Annotated in this window: 19 protein-coding genes; 8 read left to right on the forward strand and 11 right to left on the reverse strand. The window is 62.0% G+C overall.

What is annotated here, in order from left to right:
* Window positions 1–36: 36 nt before the first annotated feature.
* From flgA to OC537_RS09080, 3 genes are all read left to right on the forward strand, one after another.
* Window positions 37–642, forward strand: a complete 606-nt coding sequence (gene flgA, locus OC537_RS09070) for a flagellar basal body P-ring formation chaperone FlgA (protein WP_316044153.1) — start codon at window positions 37–39, stop codon at window positions 640–642.
* A 94-nt stretch (window positions 643–736) separates the two neighbouring features.
* Window positions 737–1,057: a flagellar biosynthesis anti-sigma factor FlgM gene (flgM, locus tag OC537_RS09075; RefSeq protein ID WP_025327542.1), complete on the forward strand. Its 321-nt coding sequence runs from the start codon at window positions 737–739 to the stop codon at window positions 1,055–1,057.
* The gene (locus tag OC537_RS09080) at window positions 1,054–1,470 is read left to right on the forward strand and encodes a flagella synthesis protein FlgN (protein WP_168234730.1); all 417 of its coding nucleotides are present in this window, start codon (window positions 1,054–1,056) and stop codon (window positions 1,468–1,470) included. Before flgM ends, OC537_RS09080 begins: the two co-directional genes overlap by 4 nt.
* Window positions 1,471–1,503: 33 nt before the next feature.
* Here the strand turns inward: OC537_RS09080 and yfcE are convergent, their stop codons facing one another.
* Window positions 1,504–2,058 (reverse strand): phosphodiesterase, encoded by a 555-nt coding sequence (yfcE, locus tag OC537_RS09085; protein WP_262110831.1) that lies wholly within the window; start codon window positions 2,056–2,058, stop codon window positions 1,504–1,506.
* 10 nt (window positions 2,059–2,068) lie between these two features.
* Entirely contained in the window at window positions 2,069–3,706 is a 1,638-nt protein-coding gene (locus OC537_RS09090; RefSeq protein WP_262110832.1) for a peptide ABC transporter substrate-binding protein, read from the reverse strand.
* Window positions 3,707–4,006: 300 nt separating this feature from the next.
* On the opposite strand from OC537_RS09090, the gene OC537_RS09095 reads away from it, so the two are divergent.
* Window positions 4,007–4,918 (forward strand): DMT family transporter, encoded by a 912-nt coding sequence (locus OC537_RS09095; protein WP_139744494.1) that lies wholly within the window; start codon window positions 4,007–4,009, stop codon window positions 4,916–4,918.
* Window positions 4,919–5,099: 181 nt separating this feature from the next.
* Here OC537_RS09095 and rsuA read toward each other — a convergent pair whose 3' ends face one another.
* Window positions 5,100–5,792, reverse strand: a complete 693-nt coding sequence (gene rsuA, locus OC537_RS09100) for a 16S rRNA pseudouridine(516) synthase RsuA (protein ID WP_262110833.1) — start codon at window positions 5,790–5,792, stop codon at window positions 5,100–5,102.
* A gap of 174 nt (window positions 5,793–5,966) precedes the next feature.
* Between rsuA and OC537_RS09105 the strand changes: the two genes are divergently transcribed.
* Complete coding sequence (locus OC537_RS09105) at window positions 5,967–7,154, forward strand: HD-GYP domain-containing protein (protein ID WP_163135163.1); 1,188 nt, start codon at window positions 5,967–5,969, stop codon at window positions 7,152–7,154.
* Here the strand turns inward: OC537_RS09105 and OC537_RS09110 are convergent.
* Window positions 7,151–7,339 carry a hypothetical protein gene (locus tag OC537_RS09110; protein ID WP_005331455.1) on the reverse strand — a complete coding sequence of 63 codons (189 nt, stop codon included), beginning with the start codon at window positions 7,337–7,339 and terminating at the stop codon, window positions 7,151–7,153. The genes OC537_RS09105 and OC537_RS09110 overlap by 4 nt on opposite strands.
* 215 nt (window positions 7,340–7,554) lie before the next feature.
* Here OC537_RS09110 and OC537_RS09115 point away from each other — a divergent pair, with 215 nt between their 5' ends.
* Window positions 7,555–8,448: an EamA family transporter gene (locus OC537_RS09115; protein ID WP_163153923.1), complete on the forward strand. Its 894-nt coding sequence runs from the start codon at window positions 7,555–7,557 to the stop codon at window positions 8,446–8,448.
* 137 nt (window positions 8,449–8,585) lie between these two features.
* Window positions 8,586–10,391, forward strand: coding sequence for an extracellular solute-binding protein (locus OC537_RS09120; RefSeq protein ID WP_410050472.1), 1,806 nt, complete (start codon window positions 8,586–8,588; stop codon window positions 10,389–10,391).
* A gap of 86 nt (window positions 10,392–10,477) precedes the next feature.
* Here OC537_RS09120 and OC537_RS09125 read toward each other — a convergent pair whose 3' ends face one another.
* Together OC537_RS09125 and OC537_RS09130 are read right to left on the reverse strand one after the other, a co-directional pair.
* The gene (locus OC537_RS09125; RefSeq protein ID WP_005331447.1) at window positions 10,478–10,870 is read right to left on the reverse strand and encodes a DUF2750 domain-containing protein; all 393 of its coding nucleotides are present in this window, start codon (window positions 10,868–10,870) and stop codon (window positions 10,478–10,480) included.
* 94 nt (window positions 10,871–10,964) lie between these two features.
* Window positions 10,965–11,522: a hypothetical protein gene (locus OC537_RS09130; RefSeq protein ID WP_262110835.1), complete on the reverse strand. Its 558-nt coding sequence runs from the start codon at window positions 11,520–11,522 to the stop codon at window positions 10,965–10,967.
* 248 nt (window positions 11,523–11,770) lie between these two features.
* Here OC537_RS09130 and OC537_RS09135 point away from each other — a divergent pair, with 248 nt between their 5' ends.
* Window positions 11,771–12,019 (forward strand): TIGR02647 family protein, encoded by a 249-nt coding sequence (locus OC537_RS09135; protein WP_025327553.1) that lies wholly within the window; start codon window positions 11,771–11,773, stop codon window positions 12,017–12,019.
* Here the strand turns inward: OC537_RS09135 and OC537_RS09140 are convergent.
* The 5 genes from OC537_RS09140 to pdhA form a co-directional block, all read right to left on the reverse strand.
* Window positions 12,006–12,302 (reverse strand): hypothetical protein, encoded by a 297-nt coding sequence (locus OC537_RS09140; RefSeq protein ID WP_262110836.1) that lies wholly within the window; start codon window positions 12,300–12,302, stop codon window positions 12,006–12,008. The two genes, OC537_RS09135 and OC537_RS09140, sit on opposite strands and share 14 nt — an antisense overlap.
* A 95-nt stretch (window positions 12,303–12,397) precedes the next feature.
* Window positions 12,398–12,607: a cold-shock protein gene (locus OC537_RS09145; protein WP_005331438.1), complete on the reverse strand. Its 210-nt coding sequence runs from the start codon at window positions 12,605–12,607 to the stop codon at window positions 12,398–12,400.
* A 205-nt stretch (window positions 12,608–12,812) separates the two neighbouring features.
* Complete coding sequence (locus OC537_RS09150; RefSeq protein ID WP_106886347.1) at window positions 12,813–13,913, reverse strand: dihydrolipoamide acetyltransferase family protein; 1,101 nt, start codon at window positions 13,911–13,913, stop codon at window positions 12,813–12,815.
* 94 nt (window positions 13,914–14,007) lie between these two features.
* Window positions 14,008–14,994, reverse strand: a complete 987-nt coding sequence (locus OC537_RS09155) for an alpha-ketoacid dehydrogenase subunit beta (protein WP_106886346.1) — start codon at window positions 14,992–14,994, stop codon at window positions 14,008–14,010.
* 68 nt (window positions 14,995–15,062) lie between these two features.
* Window positions 15,063–16,160 (reverse strand): pyruvate dehydrogenase (acetyl-transferring) E1 component subunit alpha, encoded by a 1,098-nt coding sequence (gene pdhA / locus OC537_RS09160; RefSeq protein WP_106886345.1) that lies wholly within the window; start codon window positions 16,158–16,160, stop codon window positions 15,063–15,065.
* Window positions 16,161–16,213: the final 53 nt, after the last annotated feature.

The following is a 16,213-nucleotide window of genomic DNA, read 5'->3' on the forward strand; positions in this document are numbered from 1 at the left end:
CTCTCTCACGCCATGGCATCCGAGGTGACCGACTATCTGCAGGAGCAGGCACAGACGTTCGTCCTCGACCAGTTGGATGTCCCCCTCGATGCCCAGGCCGAGGTGACCGCCGGTACCATAGATGAGCGCCTCCCCCTGAACCACTGCGAAGAGGGGCTGACTATATCTCTCCCGGCCAAGATGGAGATCCGCCGCAACACCACCGTCTACCTCAAGTGCGAGGGAGACAAACCCTGGGATCTCTACCTCCCGGTGCGGGTCAGCATCCAGAAACCCTATGTCACAGTCGCGGCTCCCGTGGCCAAGGGGGACATACTGAGCGAGTCCATGCTGACCCTGGCCTACCAGGATCAGACCCTGATCCGCGGTGACTACCTCACCGACCCGGCCTCCCTCATCGGGGTGCGCAGCAAGCGTGAACTCAAGCCGGGCCAGCCAATCAGGCTCACCCAGGTCTGCGTGGTCTGCAAGGGGGACCAGGTCACCCTGAGTGCGGAAAACAGCAGCATGCAGATCAAAACCATGGCCCGAGCCTTGCAAGATGGCAGCTTCGGAGACATGATCAGGCTCGTCAACATTCGTTCGGGCAGAGCGGTGCAGGGCCAGGTGAGTGCCGTCGGCTCTGTGGTGGTCACATTCTGACTGTTTTATTAATGCAGCAATATTTTTCTAAAGTTCTGACCGCCGTCACCGATAAACAGGTAAGCGAACAGTAAAGCAGACGAAGGTAAACCGTATGGCTATCAACAATATCAACAACTTGGCAAACAGCCGGTTGCAAAACAGTGGGACCAGTCAAGGTGTAGCCACCAAGTCCGCGACCTCTGCCGAGAGCAATCGCGCGGCGACCGTCAAGACCGACTCTGTCTCCTTGACCAGTGAGGCGCAGCAATTGCAACAGATGCAGAAGACCCTCAACACCGCCTCCACCGGTAACGAGAGCCGCGTCGAAAGCCTGAAGAAGGCCGTGGCAAGTGGTGAATACAAGGTCAACAGCGAAGCCGTGGCCAGGAAGATGTTCAGCTTCGAAGCGGATCTGGACAAACGGCTGGGATGATGGACCTGCCTTCGCTGCTGCACGCCCAGGACGACAACCTCTCCCAGATGCAAGGTTTGCTGGCAGAGGAATTTGACCTGCTCAAGGCACACCGGGCCCTGGCCTTGCCGGCGCTGGCCGAGCGCAAGCAGCAACTGCTTGAGGCCATCGAGACCCTGGACAAGAGATTGGCCGAGCTGCCCGATCTGCAGCAACAACTCGGCGCCTTCCCGACCCAGTTGCAGGCCCTGCAAGCCAAGCTGGAAGCCTGTCAGGAGCAGAACAACCTTAACGGTCGGCTGCTCGAGCTCAGCATCATCTCCAATCGCCGCCTGGCGAGCTTTCTCAGCAAGTTGCGAGACAGCAACTCCCTGACCTATGACGCCAAGGGCAATACCCGCTCCGGTACCCGCTCCCTGGGGATCAAGGCCTAATTCTCTCTCCTTCCTTCTCTTGATACCCTGCCGTCAGAGCACCAGTTCCATCAGCCTTGCCCCATCGCGGCAAGCATGAATGCTCATGACGCCATCCTCATACCGGCCATAGCTGGCCGCCCATTCTCCCCTCGGAAAGCAGATGGAACCCGGGTTCACCAGCACCAGCTCCCCTCCCTGCCGCGCTTCTCGTCGCAATATGGGCAGGTGGGTATGGCCGCTGATGAAGAGGCTGCCCGCCGGCAGAGGCACCGCCTCGGGATCATAGAGATGTCCATGGCTGACGAACCAGCGCCGCCCGTCCACCAGCAGCTGGTTGTAGGGGGCCGTGATGGGGAAGTGCAGCAGCATCTGATCCACCTCGGAATCGCAGTTGCCCCGCACCGCCATGATCCGGGGGGCCAGCTGGTTGAGCCGCGCCGCCACGGCGGCAGGATCATAACCCGCCGGCACCGGATTGCGCGGGCCGTGGTTGAGCAGATCCCCAAGCAACAGATAGTGATCCGGCTGCCAGGGTGCAAGCTGCGCCAGCACCTGCTCCAGGGCGGTCAGGCTGCCGTGCAGATCGGAAATGATGGCTATCTTCATCGCACACTCCTCATGGCTGGCTGAAGTAGAGATCCTTGGTGGCGATGGCCCCCTTCAGGTTGCTGCTCGGCAAGCCGCGCAGGGCGGGGTCCACCAGCCTCATCTGGTTGTAGTGATAGACGGGGATGACAGGCATCTCCTCCATCAGCAGCTGTTCGGCCTTGCGGTAGAGCCCGGTTCGGGCGGCGCCATCCAGGGTGTCCGCAGCCTGTTGCAGCAGGCCGTCGAAGGCCGGATTGCAGTAGCCGCTCTCGTTCTGGGGATCCTGACAGCGGAAACTGCCCAGCATGGACGAGGGCTCCACATAGTCACCAAACAAGAAGGAGCGGGCCAGCATGAAGTCGCCGCTGTCCTTGGCCACCTGATAGGCATTCCACTCCATGTTGTCGAGGCTGACCTCCACCCCCAGCGGCTTCCACATGGCCGCGACCGCCAGGGCCAGCTTCTTGTGGTTCTCCGAGGTGTTGTAGGTCAGTGTCAGCTTGAGGGGGTGGGCACTGTTGTAGCCCGCCTCCGTCAGCAGGGCGGCAGCCCTGGCCAGACGGGTCGGCATGTCCTCCAGGGCCAGCGCCGAACCCAGCTCTTCGTAATCCGGCATGCCGGGCAGCAGGGACCAGGCCGGCCGCTCCCCTTGGCCGCTCACCTTCTCGGTCAGCAGGCGGCGATCCATGGCCATGGAGAGCGCCTGACGCACCCGCACATCCTGCAGCTCGGGGCGGCGCAGGTTGAAGGTATAGAGGTAGGTGCCCAGCAGCGGCAGACCCCAGATCCGCTCCGGGGTCTCTTCCATGGTCTTCTGGTAATACTCCAGCGCCACCTTGTTGGTGAGCTGGATCTCCCCCGCCTCGTAGCGCAACCGCTCCGCGTGCTGGGAAGCCAGGGGCAGATAGGTCACCCGCTGGATCCGGGTGTGGGCATCATCCCAGTACTGGGGGTTGCGCTCGGCTTCGATACGCTCGTTCGGCACCCAGTTCACCAGCCGGTAGGGGCCGTTGCTGACCAGCTTGCCAGGCTGGGTCCACTGCTTGCCAAACTGGGTGATGGCCCGCTCGTTGACCGGCACGAAGGGGCGCTGGCTGATGAGCTGCAGGAAGTAGGGTACGGGCCGCTCCAGGGTCACCTTGAGGATCTGATCGCTCTCGGCCTCCACCCCCAGGGCATCGAGATCGAGGGCTCCGGCATAGATGGACTGGGCGTTGTTGATGCCGGTCGCCAGCATGAGACCGGCGGAGGGCGAGGCCTGCGCCGGGCTCAGCAGACGCCGCCAGGCGTAGACGAAATCCCGGGCGGTGAGCGGCTCGCCGTTGGACCACTTGAGCTGCGGACGCAGGAAGAAGCGCCACACCAGGCCATCCTCACGCGTCTCCCAGCGCTGGGCCTGAGCCGGCACTATCCTGCCCTGCCCATCCTCGCTGACCAGCCCCTCGAACAAGTCCACCAGCACCACCTCCCCCGGGAAACCGGAGCGGATCTGGGCAGGGTCGAGGGATTCGGGTTCGGCGCCGTTGCCCTTGACCAGGGTCTGCCTGTCAGAGAGCGCAGGCTGCTGCACCACTGTGGTCGCCTGCAACGGCGGCGCCAGCATCAGTCCGAGCAGCAAGGGAGAGAGCCAGCGACGGGCTGGCCGGGCGGCGAAACGGTAAAGCATGACATCAACCTCGTTCAATTCACTTTATTTCAAGAAGGGGAAGGCCGGCGGCGCGCCTTAAAACGAATGCATGATGCCGCGCTTGTTATCCCCGAAGACGCCCCGTATTGTATCGGGCTTGCCCGGCAGATGGAGTCTTTCGGGCTATTTTTTTCAGGGGATTTTTCCCAAATATCAGCCATGGGTGCGCAAGATCGCCTGAGGGCCCCCTCGACTCGCCTCGCATGAAGGTCAGTCAGGCCGCCATGGCGCTCGATACTGGCATCAGCCCGGCTGATTTTTACCGTTTCAGGGGTCTTTATGGGGTATGAGTGGCTGGCGCTGGCTGCCGCCAGTTTATGGGCAGTCGCAGCCCTGATTTCCGTCAAACCGGCGCGCCATCTGGGGGCCTTTGCCTACAGCCGCTGGCGGATGTTTCTGGTCAGCCTGATGCTGGCCAGCGCCAGCCTGGTCACGGGCGGCTGGCAGACACTCACCGAGAGCGCCCTGCCCCTGCTGGCGTTGTCGGGGCTCATCGGCATCTTCGTCGGTGACACCGCCCTGTTCGCCTGCATGAACCGGCTGGGGCCCAGGCGCAGTGGCTTGCTGTTCTCCTGCCATGCGCTCTTCTCCGCCCTGCTCGGGCTCTGGCTGTTTGGGGAACAACTCGGTGGCTGGCGTCTGGTGGGGGCCTTGCTGGTGCTGGCCGGGGTCATGCTCGCCATCCTGTTCGGCCGCCGTGGCAACCCGCAGCAGGCCCAACAGCACAACGAGTGGGAGCAGGTGCGCGGCCACCTCGCCGTCGGCATCGCGCTTGGCCTGACCGCGGCCCTGTGTCAGAGCCTGGGGGCCATCATCGCCAAGCCGGTGATGATGGCTGGCAACGTGGACGCGGTGAGCGCCTCCGGCATCCGCATGGGGAGCGCCCTGCTGGCGCACTGTGCCTTGCGGGTGCTGCGGGTGCCGCTCGCCATGCCGCACAACCCCATCAACCGCCAGGTGCTGGGCATGATAGGCATCAACGGTTTCCTGGCGATGGCGCTCGGAATGACGCTCATCCTGGTTGCCCTGCGCCAGGGGGACGTGGGCATGGTGGCCATCCTATCCTCCACCACCCCGGTCATACTGCTGCCCCTGCTGTGGTGGCACTCAGGGATGCGCCCTGCCCTGCCCGCCTGGGCCGGTGCCCTGCTGGCCACCCTGGGCACGGCCATGGTGTTGGGAGCGGGGTAAGTCGGGGGTTGATGTTGGGCTTAGCTTCGCGCCAACCTACGCCCAATCCTCAGGATCGTCCGAACAGGCTTCGCTATTCGAATCTACAAAATTCAATTGGTTCTGCAGGTTCGATTAGCCGCGTCGCGGCGTCATCGGACGCGGTAACATCATTGCGAACGTTCGCCGTCGGATGGCGTGATTAGAACTGGGCCACTTCCTCGGCGGTCAGCTCCCGGTATTCCCCCAGTGCCAGCTCGTCGTCCAGGCCGAGCGCCCCGATCCGCTCCCGATGCAGCCCTATCACCTTGTTGCCGATGGCGGCAAACATCCGCTTCACCTGATGGTACTTGCCCTCGTGAATGGTCAGCCTGGCCTCGCACTCCCCCAGGATCTCCAGCTGGGCGGGGCGGGTCTTGTCGGTCTCGTTGCGCAGGTAGACGCCATCTTCAAACAGCGAGATGGCCTCTTCGCTCACGGGGTCGGCCAGCCAGACGTGATAGGTCTTGGCACACTCGTGGCGCGGCGAGGTGATGCGGTGGGACCACTTGCCATCGTCGGTGATCAGCACCAGGCCTGTGGTGTCAAGATCGAGCCGGCCCACCACGTGCAGCTTGCCCATGGCGGGCTCATCCAGCAGGTGGAAGACGGTGGCGTGATCGGGGTCCTCGTTGGAGCAGACGTAGCCTTCCGGCTTGTGCAGCATGAAGTAGCGATTCTGCTGATTCAGGGTCAAGGTCACGCCATCAAACTCGATCAGGCTCTGCTCATTGATGTGGAAGGCGGGCTGCTTGACCAGGATACCGTCCACCATCACCTCCCCCTGACGGATCAGCTTGCCCGCCTGGGAACGGGTCAAATCGGAGCAATCGCAAAGAAATTTATCGAGCCGCATGCACAAAACCTCGGAATCCAACGTTATCAAGGGGCGTCATTATATAGGCCGGCCCCCACAACGCCAGCACTAAGGGAGAAGTTAGGCAGATGGCGCCTGACGCCATGATGTGCCAGTGATAGACTGCCGACAGAGCGCCGACACCACGCATAATAATAATCCCAGGAAGCCACCATGAAGCCGACTCAGCCTCATCCCGTCATCCCCGTCAACCAGTTGCAACCTGGCATGTACGTGCTAGCCATCGCCAGCCAGACCGGTGCCATGGAGATAGCCCAGACGGGGCTGGTGACCAACCGTCAGCAGGTGGATGCGCTGATCCGGCGCGGCGTGCTGACGGTGAGGGTGGATCTCGCCCGCAGCAAGCTGCCCGGGATAGAGCAGGTCGTCTCCCCGAGCCCGGCCCACAGCGCCGGCTCGGCGCGTCCCGCAGGCAGTGGCGAAGGGCGCGAGCTCAAGATCCGCCGTCTCTATCAGGAGGCGCGCGAGCTGCAGGGCAAGTTCATTCGCCACCTCAAGGCCGGGGAACCCATCGACATCACCCCGCTGGCGGCGGTCGCCGAGGAGATGGTGGACACCATGTTCACCCATGGCGACGCCATGCTCTGTCTGGCGCGGATCCGGGCCAAGGATGCCTACCTGATGGAACACTCCATGAACGTGGCCATACTGCTCGCCAACTTCGGCCGTTATCTCGGGCTTGAGCGCAACGTGCTCAAGGAGCTGACCCTGGGCGGCCTGCTCCACGACGTGGGCAAGATCATGACCCCGGACGAGGTGCTCAACAAGCCGGGCAAGCTGACCGACGAGGAGTTTGGCGTGATGCGCCAGCACGTGGTGCACAGCTACGACATCCTCAGCAATACCGCCGGCATCACCCCCACCATGCTGGAGGTGGCCGCCAACCACCACGAGCGCCTCGATGGCACCGGCTATCCCCAGCGGCTCAAGGGGGAACAGCTCTCCCTCTATACCCGCATGAGCGGCATCGTCGATGTCTACGACGCGGTGACGGCAGACAGGGTCTACAAGCAGGGGATGCAGCCGACCCAGGCGTTTCGCATCCTGCTCAAAGGCATCGATCAGCACTTTGATGCCGAGCTGGTCACCAAGTTCATCAAGTGCATGGGGGTCTATCCGGTGGGCACCCTGGTGCAGCTCTCCAACCAGCGGCTGGCGGTCGTGATGCAACGCAACGAACAGCAGCCTCTCAAGCCGGTGGTCAAGGTGATCTATCACGCCACCCAGCGCCACTACCTAGAAGTGCAGTGGCTGGATCTCGCCAGAAATGGGGGGCAGGAGAGCATAGAGAACACGGTCGATCCCAAGGAGTTTGGCATCAACCTGGCCAACTTCGTCTAGCGAGCCTGGGACTCAGGTGCCTGCTCGCGGCAATAGCGGAGGAGGAACTCCTCATCCAGCGGGGAGAGATCGAAGCGGACGCAGGCCTCTTCGATGGCCCGGATGTCGTGTTCATGGTGTTCGCTGAGCCAGCGTACGGCGCGGCGCAGATCCTCACCATGGGGCAGCAGGGTATGGTCGCTCATGGTACACCTCCAGTCAGCCATAGAAACCCGCCCGTCACATCGAGCGCTCTCCTACTAGCTTAGTCCTCCCCCGACATGCCGCCCTCTCCTCCCGAACCACCCGGCGCGATCGCACGCCACCCCGCTTGCGGCTTGACGCCGACCACCCCATCGAGGGTATGCTCGTTGCCTTCCGGCGCCATCTCATGGCTCTGCTTCTCACACAAGGACGCTGTATGCAAGCCAAGGACAAGTGTCTGGCTGCCCTGGTCATTCTCTGCTGGGGACTCAACTTCGTGGCGATCAAATGGGGGCTGGAGGGCATACCGCCGCTGCTGCTGGGAGCGCTGCGCTTCGTCGGCGTTGTCTTCCCCGCCATCTTGCTGGTGCCCAGACCCGCCATGCCCTGGCGCTGGCTGCTGGCCTATGGCGGTGCCATCAGCCTGGGGCAGTTTGCCTTCCTGTTCTGCGCCATGAAGTTCGGCATGCCGGCGGGCATGGCCTCCCTGGTGCTGCAATCCCAGGTGGTGTTCACCCTGCTGTTCGCCATGATCTGGCTGGGGGAGCGCTGGCAGCCCCACCACTGGGTGGCGCTGCCGCTGGCGGGGGCCGGCCTCTATCTCATCGCCACCAACGGCGAGGGCAACCTGACCCTGCTCGGCTTCGTGCTGACCCTGTGCGCCGCCGCCTGCTGGGGCCTTGGCAACGTCATCAATCGCCAGATTGGGCTGCGCTATCAGACCTCATTACCCAGCCTCATCGCCTGGGGCGGCCTGGTGCCCATACTGCCCTTCTTCGCGCTCTCCTGGCTGTTCGAGGGGCCCGATGTCATTACCACCAGCCTGCTCAACTTCAGTTGGCAGGGGCTCTTGTGCGTGCTCTATCTGTCCCTGGTCGCCACCTGGCTTGGCTACGGCCTCTGGGGGCGGCTGCTGATGCGCTATCCAGTGGCCCAGGTGGCGCCACTCTCCCTGCTGGTGCCCTGCGTCGGCATGGTGGCGGCCGCCCTGCTGCTCGATGAGCACCCCACGACCCTGCAGTGGCTGGGCTCGGGCCTGGTGCTGCTCGGCTTCGTGGTCCATCTGCTGGGCGGAAAAATGAGGCTGTTCAAGGCACAAGCCGAACATTGACCTCGATGGGGAAACTTCCCATGATGGATCAGGCCCTCACGGGCCTCACAACTTGACCCCGGCAGGACGCCAACCATCAGGAGAGCAAGGACATGCTGCACAGTTCACCCTCGGTCATCCCCACTTTGCCGCGTGTCATGCGGGTCGCGGCCGTGATGCTCCCCCTCTGCTGGAGCGCCTTCGGCTGGAGTGTCACCCTGCCGGCGGATCTCAAGTGGGAGAGCAACGACACAGACCCCGTCTATGCCGATCCACAGGCCAAACGGGGCGGCACCTTCCGTGACTTCATGTCGAGCTTCCCGCTCACCTTGCGCAAGTACGGGCCCGACTCCAACGGCAGCTTCGCCGGTTACGTTCGTGAAACCAATCTGCCCCTGCTCGCCACCCATCCGGTGACCGGCAATCCCATCCCCATGCTGGCCAACCAGTGGGCTTTCGGCGCCGATCACAAGACCCTCTATTTTCGCCTAAATCCCAAGGCGCGCTGGTCAGACGGCCAGCCCGTCACCGCCGATGACTGGCTCTTTACCCTCAAGATGATGCGCAGCAAGGAGATAAGCGACCCCTGGTACAACAACTACTACAGCACCCAGATAAGCGAGGTGACTAGGTTCGATGATCACACCCTCGCCATCACCAGCGGCACCGAGAAGAGCCGGGAGGATTTGCTGGAATCCCTGCCGTTCAGCCCGGAGCCGAGCCATGCCATCCAGCTCACGGCCAACTGGGTCAAGGAGTACAACTGGAAGGTGCTGCCGGTCACCGGTGCCTACCAGATTGGCGAGCTGAAGAAGGGCAAGTCGGTCACCTTCAACCGGGTCAAGGATTGGTGGGGTGACGGGGAGCGCTACTTCCAGCACCGCTTCAACCCGGACCGGATAGAGATCAAGGTGCTCAGGGATCAGAACATCGCCTGGCAGCACTTCCTGCGTGGCGATCTCGACAGCTTCCCGCTGGTCATGCCCAACTGGTGGCACGACAAGAGCAAGACAGCCGAATTCGAGAAGGGCTATATCGAGCGGCTCTGGTTCTACAACCAGACCCCGCAGTCCCCCATGGGGCTTTACCTCAACACAGCAGACCCGCTGCTCAAGGATCTCAATGTGCGGCTCGGCATCCAGTACGCCCTCGCCCTCGACAAGATGATCGCCACCCTGCTGCGGGGAGACTACCAGCGCCTCAACAGCTACGGCTCGGGCCAGGGGGCCTTCACCAACACCGACATCAAGGCACGCCCCTTCGATCCCAAGATCGCGCGAGACTACTTCGCCAAGGCGGGCTTCACCAAGACGGGGCCGGATGGCATCTTGCAAAACGACAGGGGCCAGCCCCTCTCCCTTAGCATCACCTACACCACGGCGGAGCATGCCCAGCGCCTGACCCTGCTGCGGGAAGAGGCGAAGAAGGCGGGTCTCAATCTGGAGCTGAACCTGATGGATGCCTCCGCCGGCTTCAAATCCATGCTGGAGAAGAAGCATCAGAGCGCCTGGATGGCCTGGAGCAGTGGCCGTTACCCCGCCTACTGGGAGCACTTCCACAAGGTCAACGCCAACAAGCCCCAGACCAACAACATCATGAACCTCGATGACGACGCCATCTCGGCCCTGGTGGAGCAATACGACAAGGCCTTCGACTTCGGCAAGAAGGCCGAACTCTCACGCCAAATCCAGCAGCGACTCTATGAGCTGGCCAGCTTCGTCCCTGCCTATCAGGTCCCCTATACCCGGGCAGGCGCCTGGCGCTGGATAAAACTGCCCAAGATTCCGGCAACCCCCCAGAGCGATCTGCTTTACTGGCCCCTGGATGGCGCCAACTCGGGCTACAGCTTCGGTGGCCTGCTCTGGATTGACGAGGAGCTGAAAGCGGAGACCAAAGCCGCCATCAAGCAGGGCAAGACCTTCCCTCCCGTCACCCTGATCGACACCCGCTATCAAAAGCCCTGAGCCCTCTCCACGCTCTGGCTCGACACAAACAAAAGACCCCGCACTGTGGCGGGGTCTTTTTTGTGGCAGCAGCGCCTGGGCGGGACTTAGCCGCGCTTGGCCTGCTTTTGCGCGATGGCGTCGGCCACGTCGGCCGGATCCAGCACTATGCCTTCCTGCTCCGGGGTCGGGAACACGGCCACGCAGAGCTCGTCCTGCTCCATGCCGTCGACCCAGCGATCCAGCCACACCTTGAGGGTGATGGACTGCGGCTTGCAATCTGCCCACTCGCCTTCGGCCCACGCCTTGGCGTATTCCGGATGCGGCCAGACCGGGATGCAGTCTTCGTCTTCGGTGGTCAGCATCATGACGCCGTGCTCGTCGGTCAGAACAAACAGCTCTTCGTGCTCGACCAGCTTGCTGATGAAGTGATCAAAGCGGTAGTCGGCGTTCAGTTGCAGCGCGGCATTGCGCTCGGTGTCGCTAAGTTCATAGCTCATTGGTCAAGTCTCTCATTCAATAAAGGGCGACATGTTCACATCTTGCTGGCGCCTTGTCCAGCAAGAGTGCTCAGTCACTCCTGTTTCGGCTATCTCAGCCCAGCACCGGGGTCACCAGGGTGATCTCCGCCGTCTCGCAGAAACGCTGGCGCAGCCAGTAGGCGGACTCCACCTCCACGAAGCAGAGCTGATCCCGACCGGCCCAAGCCCCTGCCATGATCTGCTCGAAGCGTCTCTGCTGCTGCTGCTCCCAGGCGACCGCCAGCTTGGAGCCATGGGCTTCATCCACCACCCCACGGCGCAGCTCGAACAGGTTATCGGTGATCGGGCTGTTGATCTTGCCAGGGCTGTGCCAGTACATCAGCAGGTTGTCCAGCATCTCTTCGTCGTAACTCGCCAGCGCGTCCAGCTCGGGAGTCTCATCCTGGCCGCCAGCCCCGAAATCGCACCACCCCGCCGCCAGAGGGGCCAGACTCTGGACCACGCTCCCCTTGGCATGCTGGCGCAGGGCGGCGACATCCGCCCCCTTGATGGATGGCAGCCAGAGATCCCCCTGATGCTCATCGAGCAAGGGGAGCAACAAGGAAGGTGCATAAACAGGAAAGCGGGGACCTAGGGTGTGCAGCAGAGATACCAGTGTGACAGTGATCATGAGACGCGCCTTGAGCTGGAAGACCTGGGTTCATACCTGGCCAGGGGGATAAAAGAGAGGCTATTCTACCATGTTTGCCGGCACGCGGACTCTGCTCGTCCAACCAGCCGTGGCGTGACGCTTCCGGCCAAAAAAGCAGCGTTCGGGCAACCCCGGCCCAGACAAAGCCCAATACTTTGAGCCAGCGCCCACTAAAGTCAAACCGGGAATGCTAGTTTGCATACATCTTTAGCGTAAGGAGTGCATCCATGAGTGGGATCGACCAGGTTTCTGACGATTTTGTGAATGAGCTGAAAATACTGGCATGCTTTGATCCGGCAAACATGAGTCTGGGGATCAAGTTACGCAGCGACATGTCTGAAGAGTTGTGCCTCGCGGCGCAACGCCTGCATCAACAAGGCATGATCAGTGCCGTCGATGGCGGCTATCTGACCCCCTTCGGCATGACCATGCTGGAGCATCTTCAACACCTGCTGGTGGCACTCAAGCCGAATTGAGTTCCTGCGGCGCCCAGAGCGAGAAGTTGAGCAATTCCCAGCGCTTTCCCTGCCGCAGCAGACAAGCAAACAACAAAGGACCTTCGGGTCCTTTTACCTTGCCATCGATCAACCACTCCCCCGCCCGCTTCGGGACAGGCTGCACCTTGATCTCCTCGGGCTGCTCAGCCTTGCCCAAACGGACCTGCACGAATTGCTGGCACACTGTCACGGCCTCGTTTGCCGCGGGATCCGGCACGGGAGTATTGGCAAGCGCCACGGTCAACAAGAGTGATGGGAGCATGATGATGGTCATTGGCAAAGGTGACTTATGAATATGCCATAAAACAAAAAGCCGTGGCACCAGAGGTACCACGGCTTTCTTAAATTCTGTAAGAATTACAGAGCAGTTACGTTCTCAGCCTGCGGGCCTTTCTGACCTTGGGTCACGGAGAACTGTACGCGCTGACCTTCAGCCAGGGTACGGAAACCGTTACCGCTGATAGCGCTGAAGTGAACGAAAACGTCCGGGCCGTTTTCTTGCTGGATGAAGCCAAAACCTTTGGTTTCGTTGAAAAACTTAACGGTACCGGTGATCATGTTAGACATATCTTTAACCTGTATTCAAAATAATTACTTATGCTTTTCAGCGGATAAAGCTCAAAAACGGGATTAACTTATGAACAACAGGAAAAGATGCAAAACATCATATTCATTGACATAACTAACGCCCTTTCAAGCTGGTTTAGATTATACGTGCCTTTGTCGATTACGCAACCAAATTTGCACCCTGCCAGGGGCAGGGTGCAATCACTTACGCATCCGCCGCTTCCAGTGCCTGAACCAGGGCTTTGAGGAAGCGCGCCGCCTCCCCGCCGGTACAGGCTCTGTGGTCAAATGTCATCGACAAGGGCAGTGCCCGGACCGGTCGTGCCTCCCCATGGATGAAGACCACTTTTTCGAACAGCTTGCCCGCCCCTATGATGGCCACCTGGGGTGGCGTGACGATAGGACTGGCAAAACGGCCTGCGATGGCGCCAAAGTTGGTGAGGGTGATGGTCGCCCCCTGCAGCATCTCCCGCGGCACGGCGCGCGCCTTCACATCGGCGATCATCCGATCCAGCCCGTGCCGAATGTCCGCCCTCTCCCGCTCGGCCACGTTCTCCATCACCGGCACATAGAGCCCGTGTTTGGAGTCAACCGCGATGGCCACATTGACCTCCTTGAACAGCCGTCTCGACAGGGTATCCCCGTCAAACCAGGCATTCATGGAGGGCTCGGCGCGACACGCCACCCCGATGGCCTTGATGAGACGCACCGTCACGTCTTCGTCTGCCCGCCAGTGACGCAGGTCCACCTCGTCGGTGATGCTGACCGGCACCACAGTCTGATGGGAGTGTTCCATCGCCTTGGCCATGGCCCGGCGCGAGCCCTTGAGGAACTCGTTGCCGCTGCTCTGCAACGCTTCGAAGGCGCCCTGCACATCCTGCTCGGTCACCATGCCGGCACTGCCAGTGCCTTTGAGCCTGTCGATGTCCAGCCCCAGCTTTTGCGCCAACAGACGCACCGCCGGCATGGCCTGCACCAGGGCGCCACCGGGCGCCATGGCACCCACTACGAAGTGATCCTCGATGTGCTGTTGATGGGCGCTGACCTTGCCCACCACGGTGCCGTCGTCCTCCCCCCCCTCGAACTCCACCAGGGGAGCGCCGATGTGGAGTATGTCTCCCTCCTGGCCGCACAGCCTGGCGATCACCCCCGCCACCGGCGAGGGCACATCCACCAGTGCCTTGGCAGTTTCCACCGACAGCAGCACCTGATCGACACTCACGGTGTCGCCGGCACTGACCTTCCATTCGACTATCTCGGCCTCGGCCAAGCCTTCGCCCAGATCCGGTAATTTGAAAAATTTCATGACCAGTTCTCCATCCGCGGGAACATCACCAAAGATTGACCGACTTCATGGCTCTTCCTTGCTCGGGCGCCTGGGCGCCAACCGTTGAAAAACGTCATAGCCACTTGTTCTCCATCAGTTGGTGAGCCGCATCCGCGATATCCTGCTCGGTGATGAGGTAATACTCCTCGTTGCGATAGTAGGGAACGGCGGCATCCACCCCGGTGAGCCTTCTTGGCGGCGCCTTGAGGGAGGTCAACGCCTCCTCGGTGACCCGCGCCACGATTTCGGCACCGACCCCGAAGCTGCCACAGGCCTCGTGCACCACCAGCAGACGCCCGGTCTTGCGCACCGAGGTCAGGATACTCTCCATGTCCAGCGGCTTGATGGTAGCGAGATCCAGCACCTCGCACTGGATATCCTGCTCCGCCAGCAGTGCGGCGGCTCTCATCACCTCCTGGATGCAGGCCCCCCACGCGACCACGGTGAGATCCCGTCCGGGCCTCAGGGTGAAGCAGACATCCAGCGGCAGGCCGACGCCGTCATCCACCACATCCGATTTCATGGAGCGATAGATGCGATCCGGCTCGAAGAACATAACCGGATCCGGATCCCGAATGGCCGAGAGCAGCAGGCCATATGCCCGTCTCGGGCTGGAGGGGATGACCACCCTCAGACCCGGGATATGGGCAAACAGGGCTTCGACGCTCTCGCTGTGGTGCTCGGGCGAATGGATGCCGGCGCCATAGGGGGAGCGGTAGACGATGGGACAGGAGAGCCGGCCACGGGTGCGGTTGCGCATCCGCGCCGCCTGGCAGATGATCTGCTCCATGCCGGGGAAGATGAAGCCCTGGAACTGGAACTCGGCCACGGGTTTAAGTCCCTGGGTCGCCATGCCGACCGCCACCCCGGCGATCAACCCCTCCGCCAGCGGCGTGTCTATCACCCGCTTGAAGCCGAACTTGTCGCGCAGGCCCACGGTGGCGCGAAACACACCGCCGTTGACCCCCACATCCTCACCCAGCACCACCACGTCGGGGTCGTGCTCCATCTCGTGATGCAGCGCCAGATTGATCGCTTCGAGCAACGTTATTTCACTCATGCAGCCTCCCCAGACCCAGAACCATCTCGTGATGCATTGTCAGGTGAATCGCATCGCGCAGTGTCATGTCACTCATGGTGTGTCTCCCCGCCGCGCTGCTGCATGCCCTTGGCGATGATGCGCTGACGCTGGGCACGGTACTCCCTCGGCAGCTCTGCAAACTGGTAATCGAGCAGGGTTTCCGGCGCCTGGGGTGCCATGCCTTCATAGGCGGCCACGGCACGCTCGACCTCCCGGCTCGCCTCCGCCAGCAACGCCTGCTCCTGATGCTCGTCCCACCAGCCCTGATCGGCCATGAACTGGCGTAGCCGCTTGACCGGCTCCTTGGCCCAGGCGGCTTCCACCTCGGCGGCCTCGCGATAGCGGGTCGCATCGTCGGCAGTGGTGTGATCCCCGAGCCGGTAGCTGACGGCTTCGATAAGCGTCGGCCCCTTGCCGCTGCGGGCCCGCTCCATGGCGGCGCGGGTCGCCTCATAGACGGCCACCACGTCGTTGCCATCGACCTGCAGGCTGCGCACTCCGGCCCCTATCCCCTTCTGGGCCAGAGTAGGCGCGCTCGACTGCAGCTTGCGCGGCACCGAGATGGCCCACTGGTTGTTGTTGATGATCATCACCATGGGGAGGTGCCAGACACCGGCGCAGTTGAGCCCCTCGAGAAAATCTCCCTTGGAAGTGCCGCCATCGCCTATGGTCACCACGGCGACCCTGGGCTGGTTGCGCAGCTTGAAGGCGGCCGCTATGCCGGCGGCATGGGTGATCTGGGTGGCGATGGGGACGCAGATGGGCAAGTCTTCCGACAACTCGCCATCGGCCTTGTAGAAGACACTGCCTCGTTCATCTCCGCCCCAATATTGCAGGTTCTGCTCCATGGGCACGCCCCGCACATAGAGGGTGGGCATGTCCCTGTAATAGGGCACATAGACATCCTCCGGCCGCATGGCGAGACCGACCCCGATTCCCACCGCCTCAGCCCCCAGATGGGAGGGAAAGGTGCCGAGCTTGCCGGTTCGCTGCAGTGCTATCGCTTTCTTGTCGTAACTGCGCACCATCACCATGTTGCGGTAGAAGGTGTGCAGCATCGCCTTGTCCAGCCAGGTCGGCAGTGTCGCGACCGGGCGCCCCTCCTCATCGAGGTAACGAAGGAAGGGGATGTCGACATGGGTCATAACTGGCTCCTTGCCGTTGTCAGCGTCACCACCATGAGGTGACCCTTAGAATG

Origin of the sequence: Aeromonas sp. Marseille-Q5825 (assembly GCF_946892685.1) — a bacterium.
Lineage (GTDB): Bacteria > Pseudomonadota > Gammaproteobacteria > Enterobacterales > Aeromonadaceae > Aeromonas > Aeromonas rivipollensis.

Coding starts and splice junctions, on each gene's coding strand:
- OC537_RS09145 (WP_005331438.1), bottom strand. CDS start 12,607: ATGTCTAACATGATCACCGGTACCGTTAAGTTTTTCAACGAAACCAAA.
- OC537_RS09080 (WP_168234730.1), top strand. CDS start 1,054: ATGATGGACCTGCCTTCGCTGCTGCACGCCCAGGACGACAACCTCTCC.
- OC537_RS09095 (WP_139744494.1), top strand. CDS start 4,007: ATGGGGTATGAGTGGCTGGCGCTGGCTGCCGCCAGTTTATGGGCAGTC.
- OC537_RS09150 (WP_106886347.1), bottom strand. CDS start 13,913: ATGAAATTTTTCAAATTACCGGATCTGGGCGAAGGCTTGGCCGAGGCC.
- OC537_RS09090 (WP_262110832.1), bottom strand. CDS start 3,706: ATGCTTTACCGTTTCGCCGCCCGGCCAGCCCGTCGCTGGCTCTCTCCC.
- OC537_RS09110 (WP_005331455.1), bottom strand. CDS start 7,339: ATGAGCGACCATACCCTGCTGCCCCATGGTGAGGATCTGCGCCGCGCC.
- OC537_RS09130 (WP_262110835.1), bottom strand. CDS start 11,522: ATGATCACTGTCACACTGGTATCTCTGCTGCACACCCTAGGTCCCCGC.
- OC537_RS09125 (WP_005331447.1), bottom strand. CDS start 10,870: ATGAGCTATGAACTTAGCGACACCGAGCGCAATGCCGCGCTGCAACTG.
- rsuA (WP_262110833.1), bottom strand. CDS start 5,792: ATGCGGCTCGATAAATTTCTTTGCGATTGCTCCGATTTGACCCGTTCC.
- OC537_RS09120 (WP_410050472.1), top strand. CDS start 8,586: ATGCGGGTCGCGGCCGTGATGCTCCCCCTCTGCTGGAGCGCCTTCGGC.
- flgM (WP_025327542.1), top strand. CDS start 737: ATGGCTATCAACAATATCAACAACTTGGCAAACAGCCGGTTGCAAAAC.
- OC537_RS09105 (WP_163135163.1), top strand. CDS start 5,967: ATGAAGCCGACTCAGCCTCATCCCGTCATCCCCGTCAACCAGTTGCAA.
- OC537_RS09115 (WP_163153923.1), top strand. CDS start 7,555: ATGCAAGCCAAGGACAAGTGTCTGGCTGCCCTGGTCATTCTCTGCTGG.
- pdhA (WP_106886345.1), bottom strand. CDS start 16,160: ATGACCCATGTCGACATCCCCTTCCTTCGTTACCTCGATGAGGAGGGG.
- yfcE (WP_262110831.1), bottom strand. CDS start 2,058: ATGAAGATAGCCATCATTTCCGATCTGCACGGCAGCCTGACCGCCCTG.
- OC537_RS09140 (WP_262110836.1), bottom strand. CDS start 12,302: ATGCTCCCATCACTCTTGTTGACCGTGGCGCTTGCCAATACTCCCGTG.
- OC537_RS09155 (WP_106886346.1), bottom strand. CDS start 14,994: ATGAGTGAAATAACGTTGCTCGAAGCGATCAATCTGGCGCTGCATCAC.
- OC537_RS09135 (WP_025327553.1), top strand. CDS start 11,771: ATGAGTGGGATCGACCAGGTTTCTGACGATTTTGTGAATGAGCTGAAA.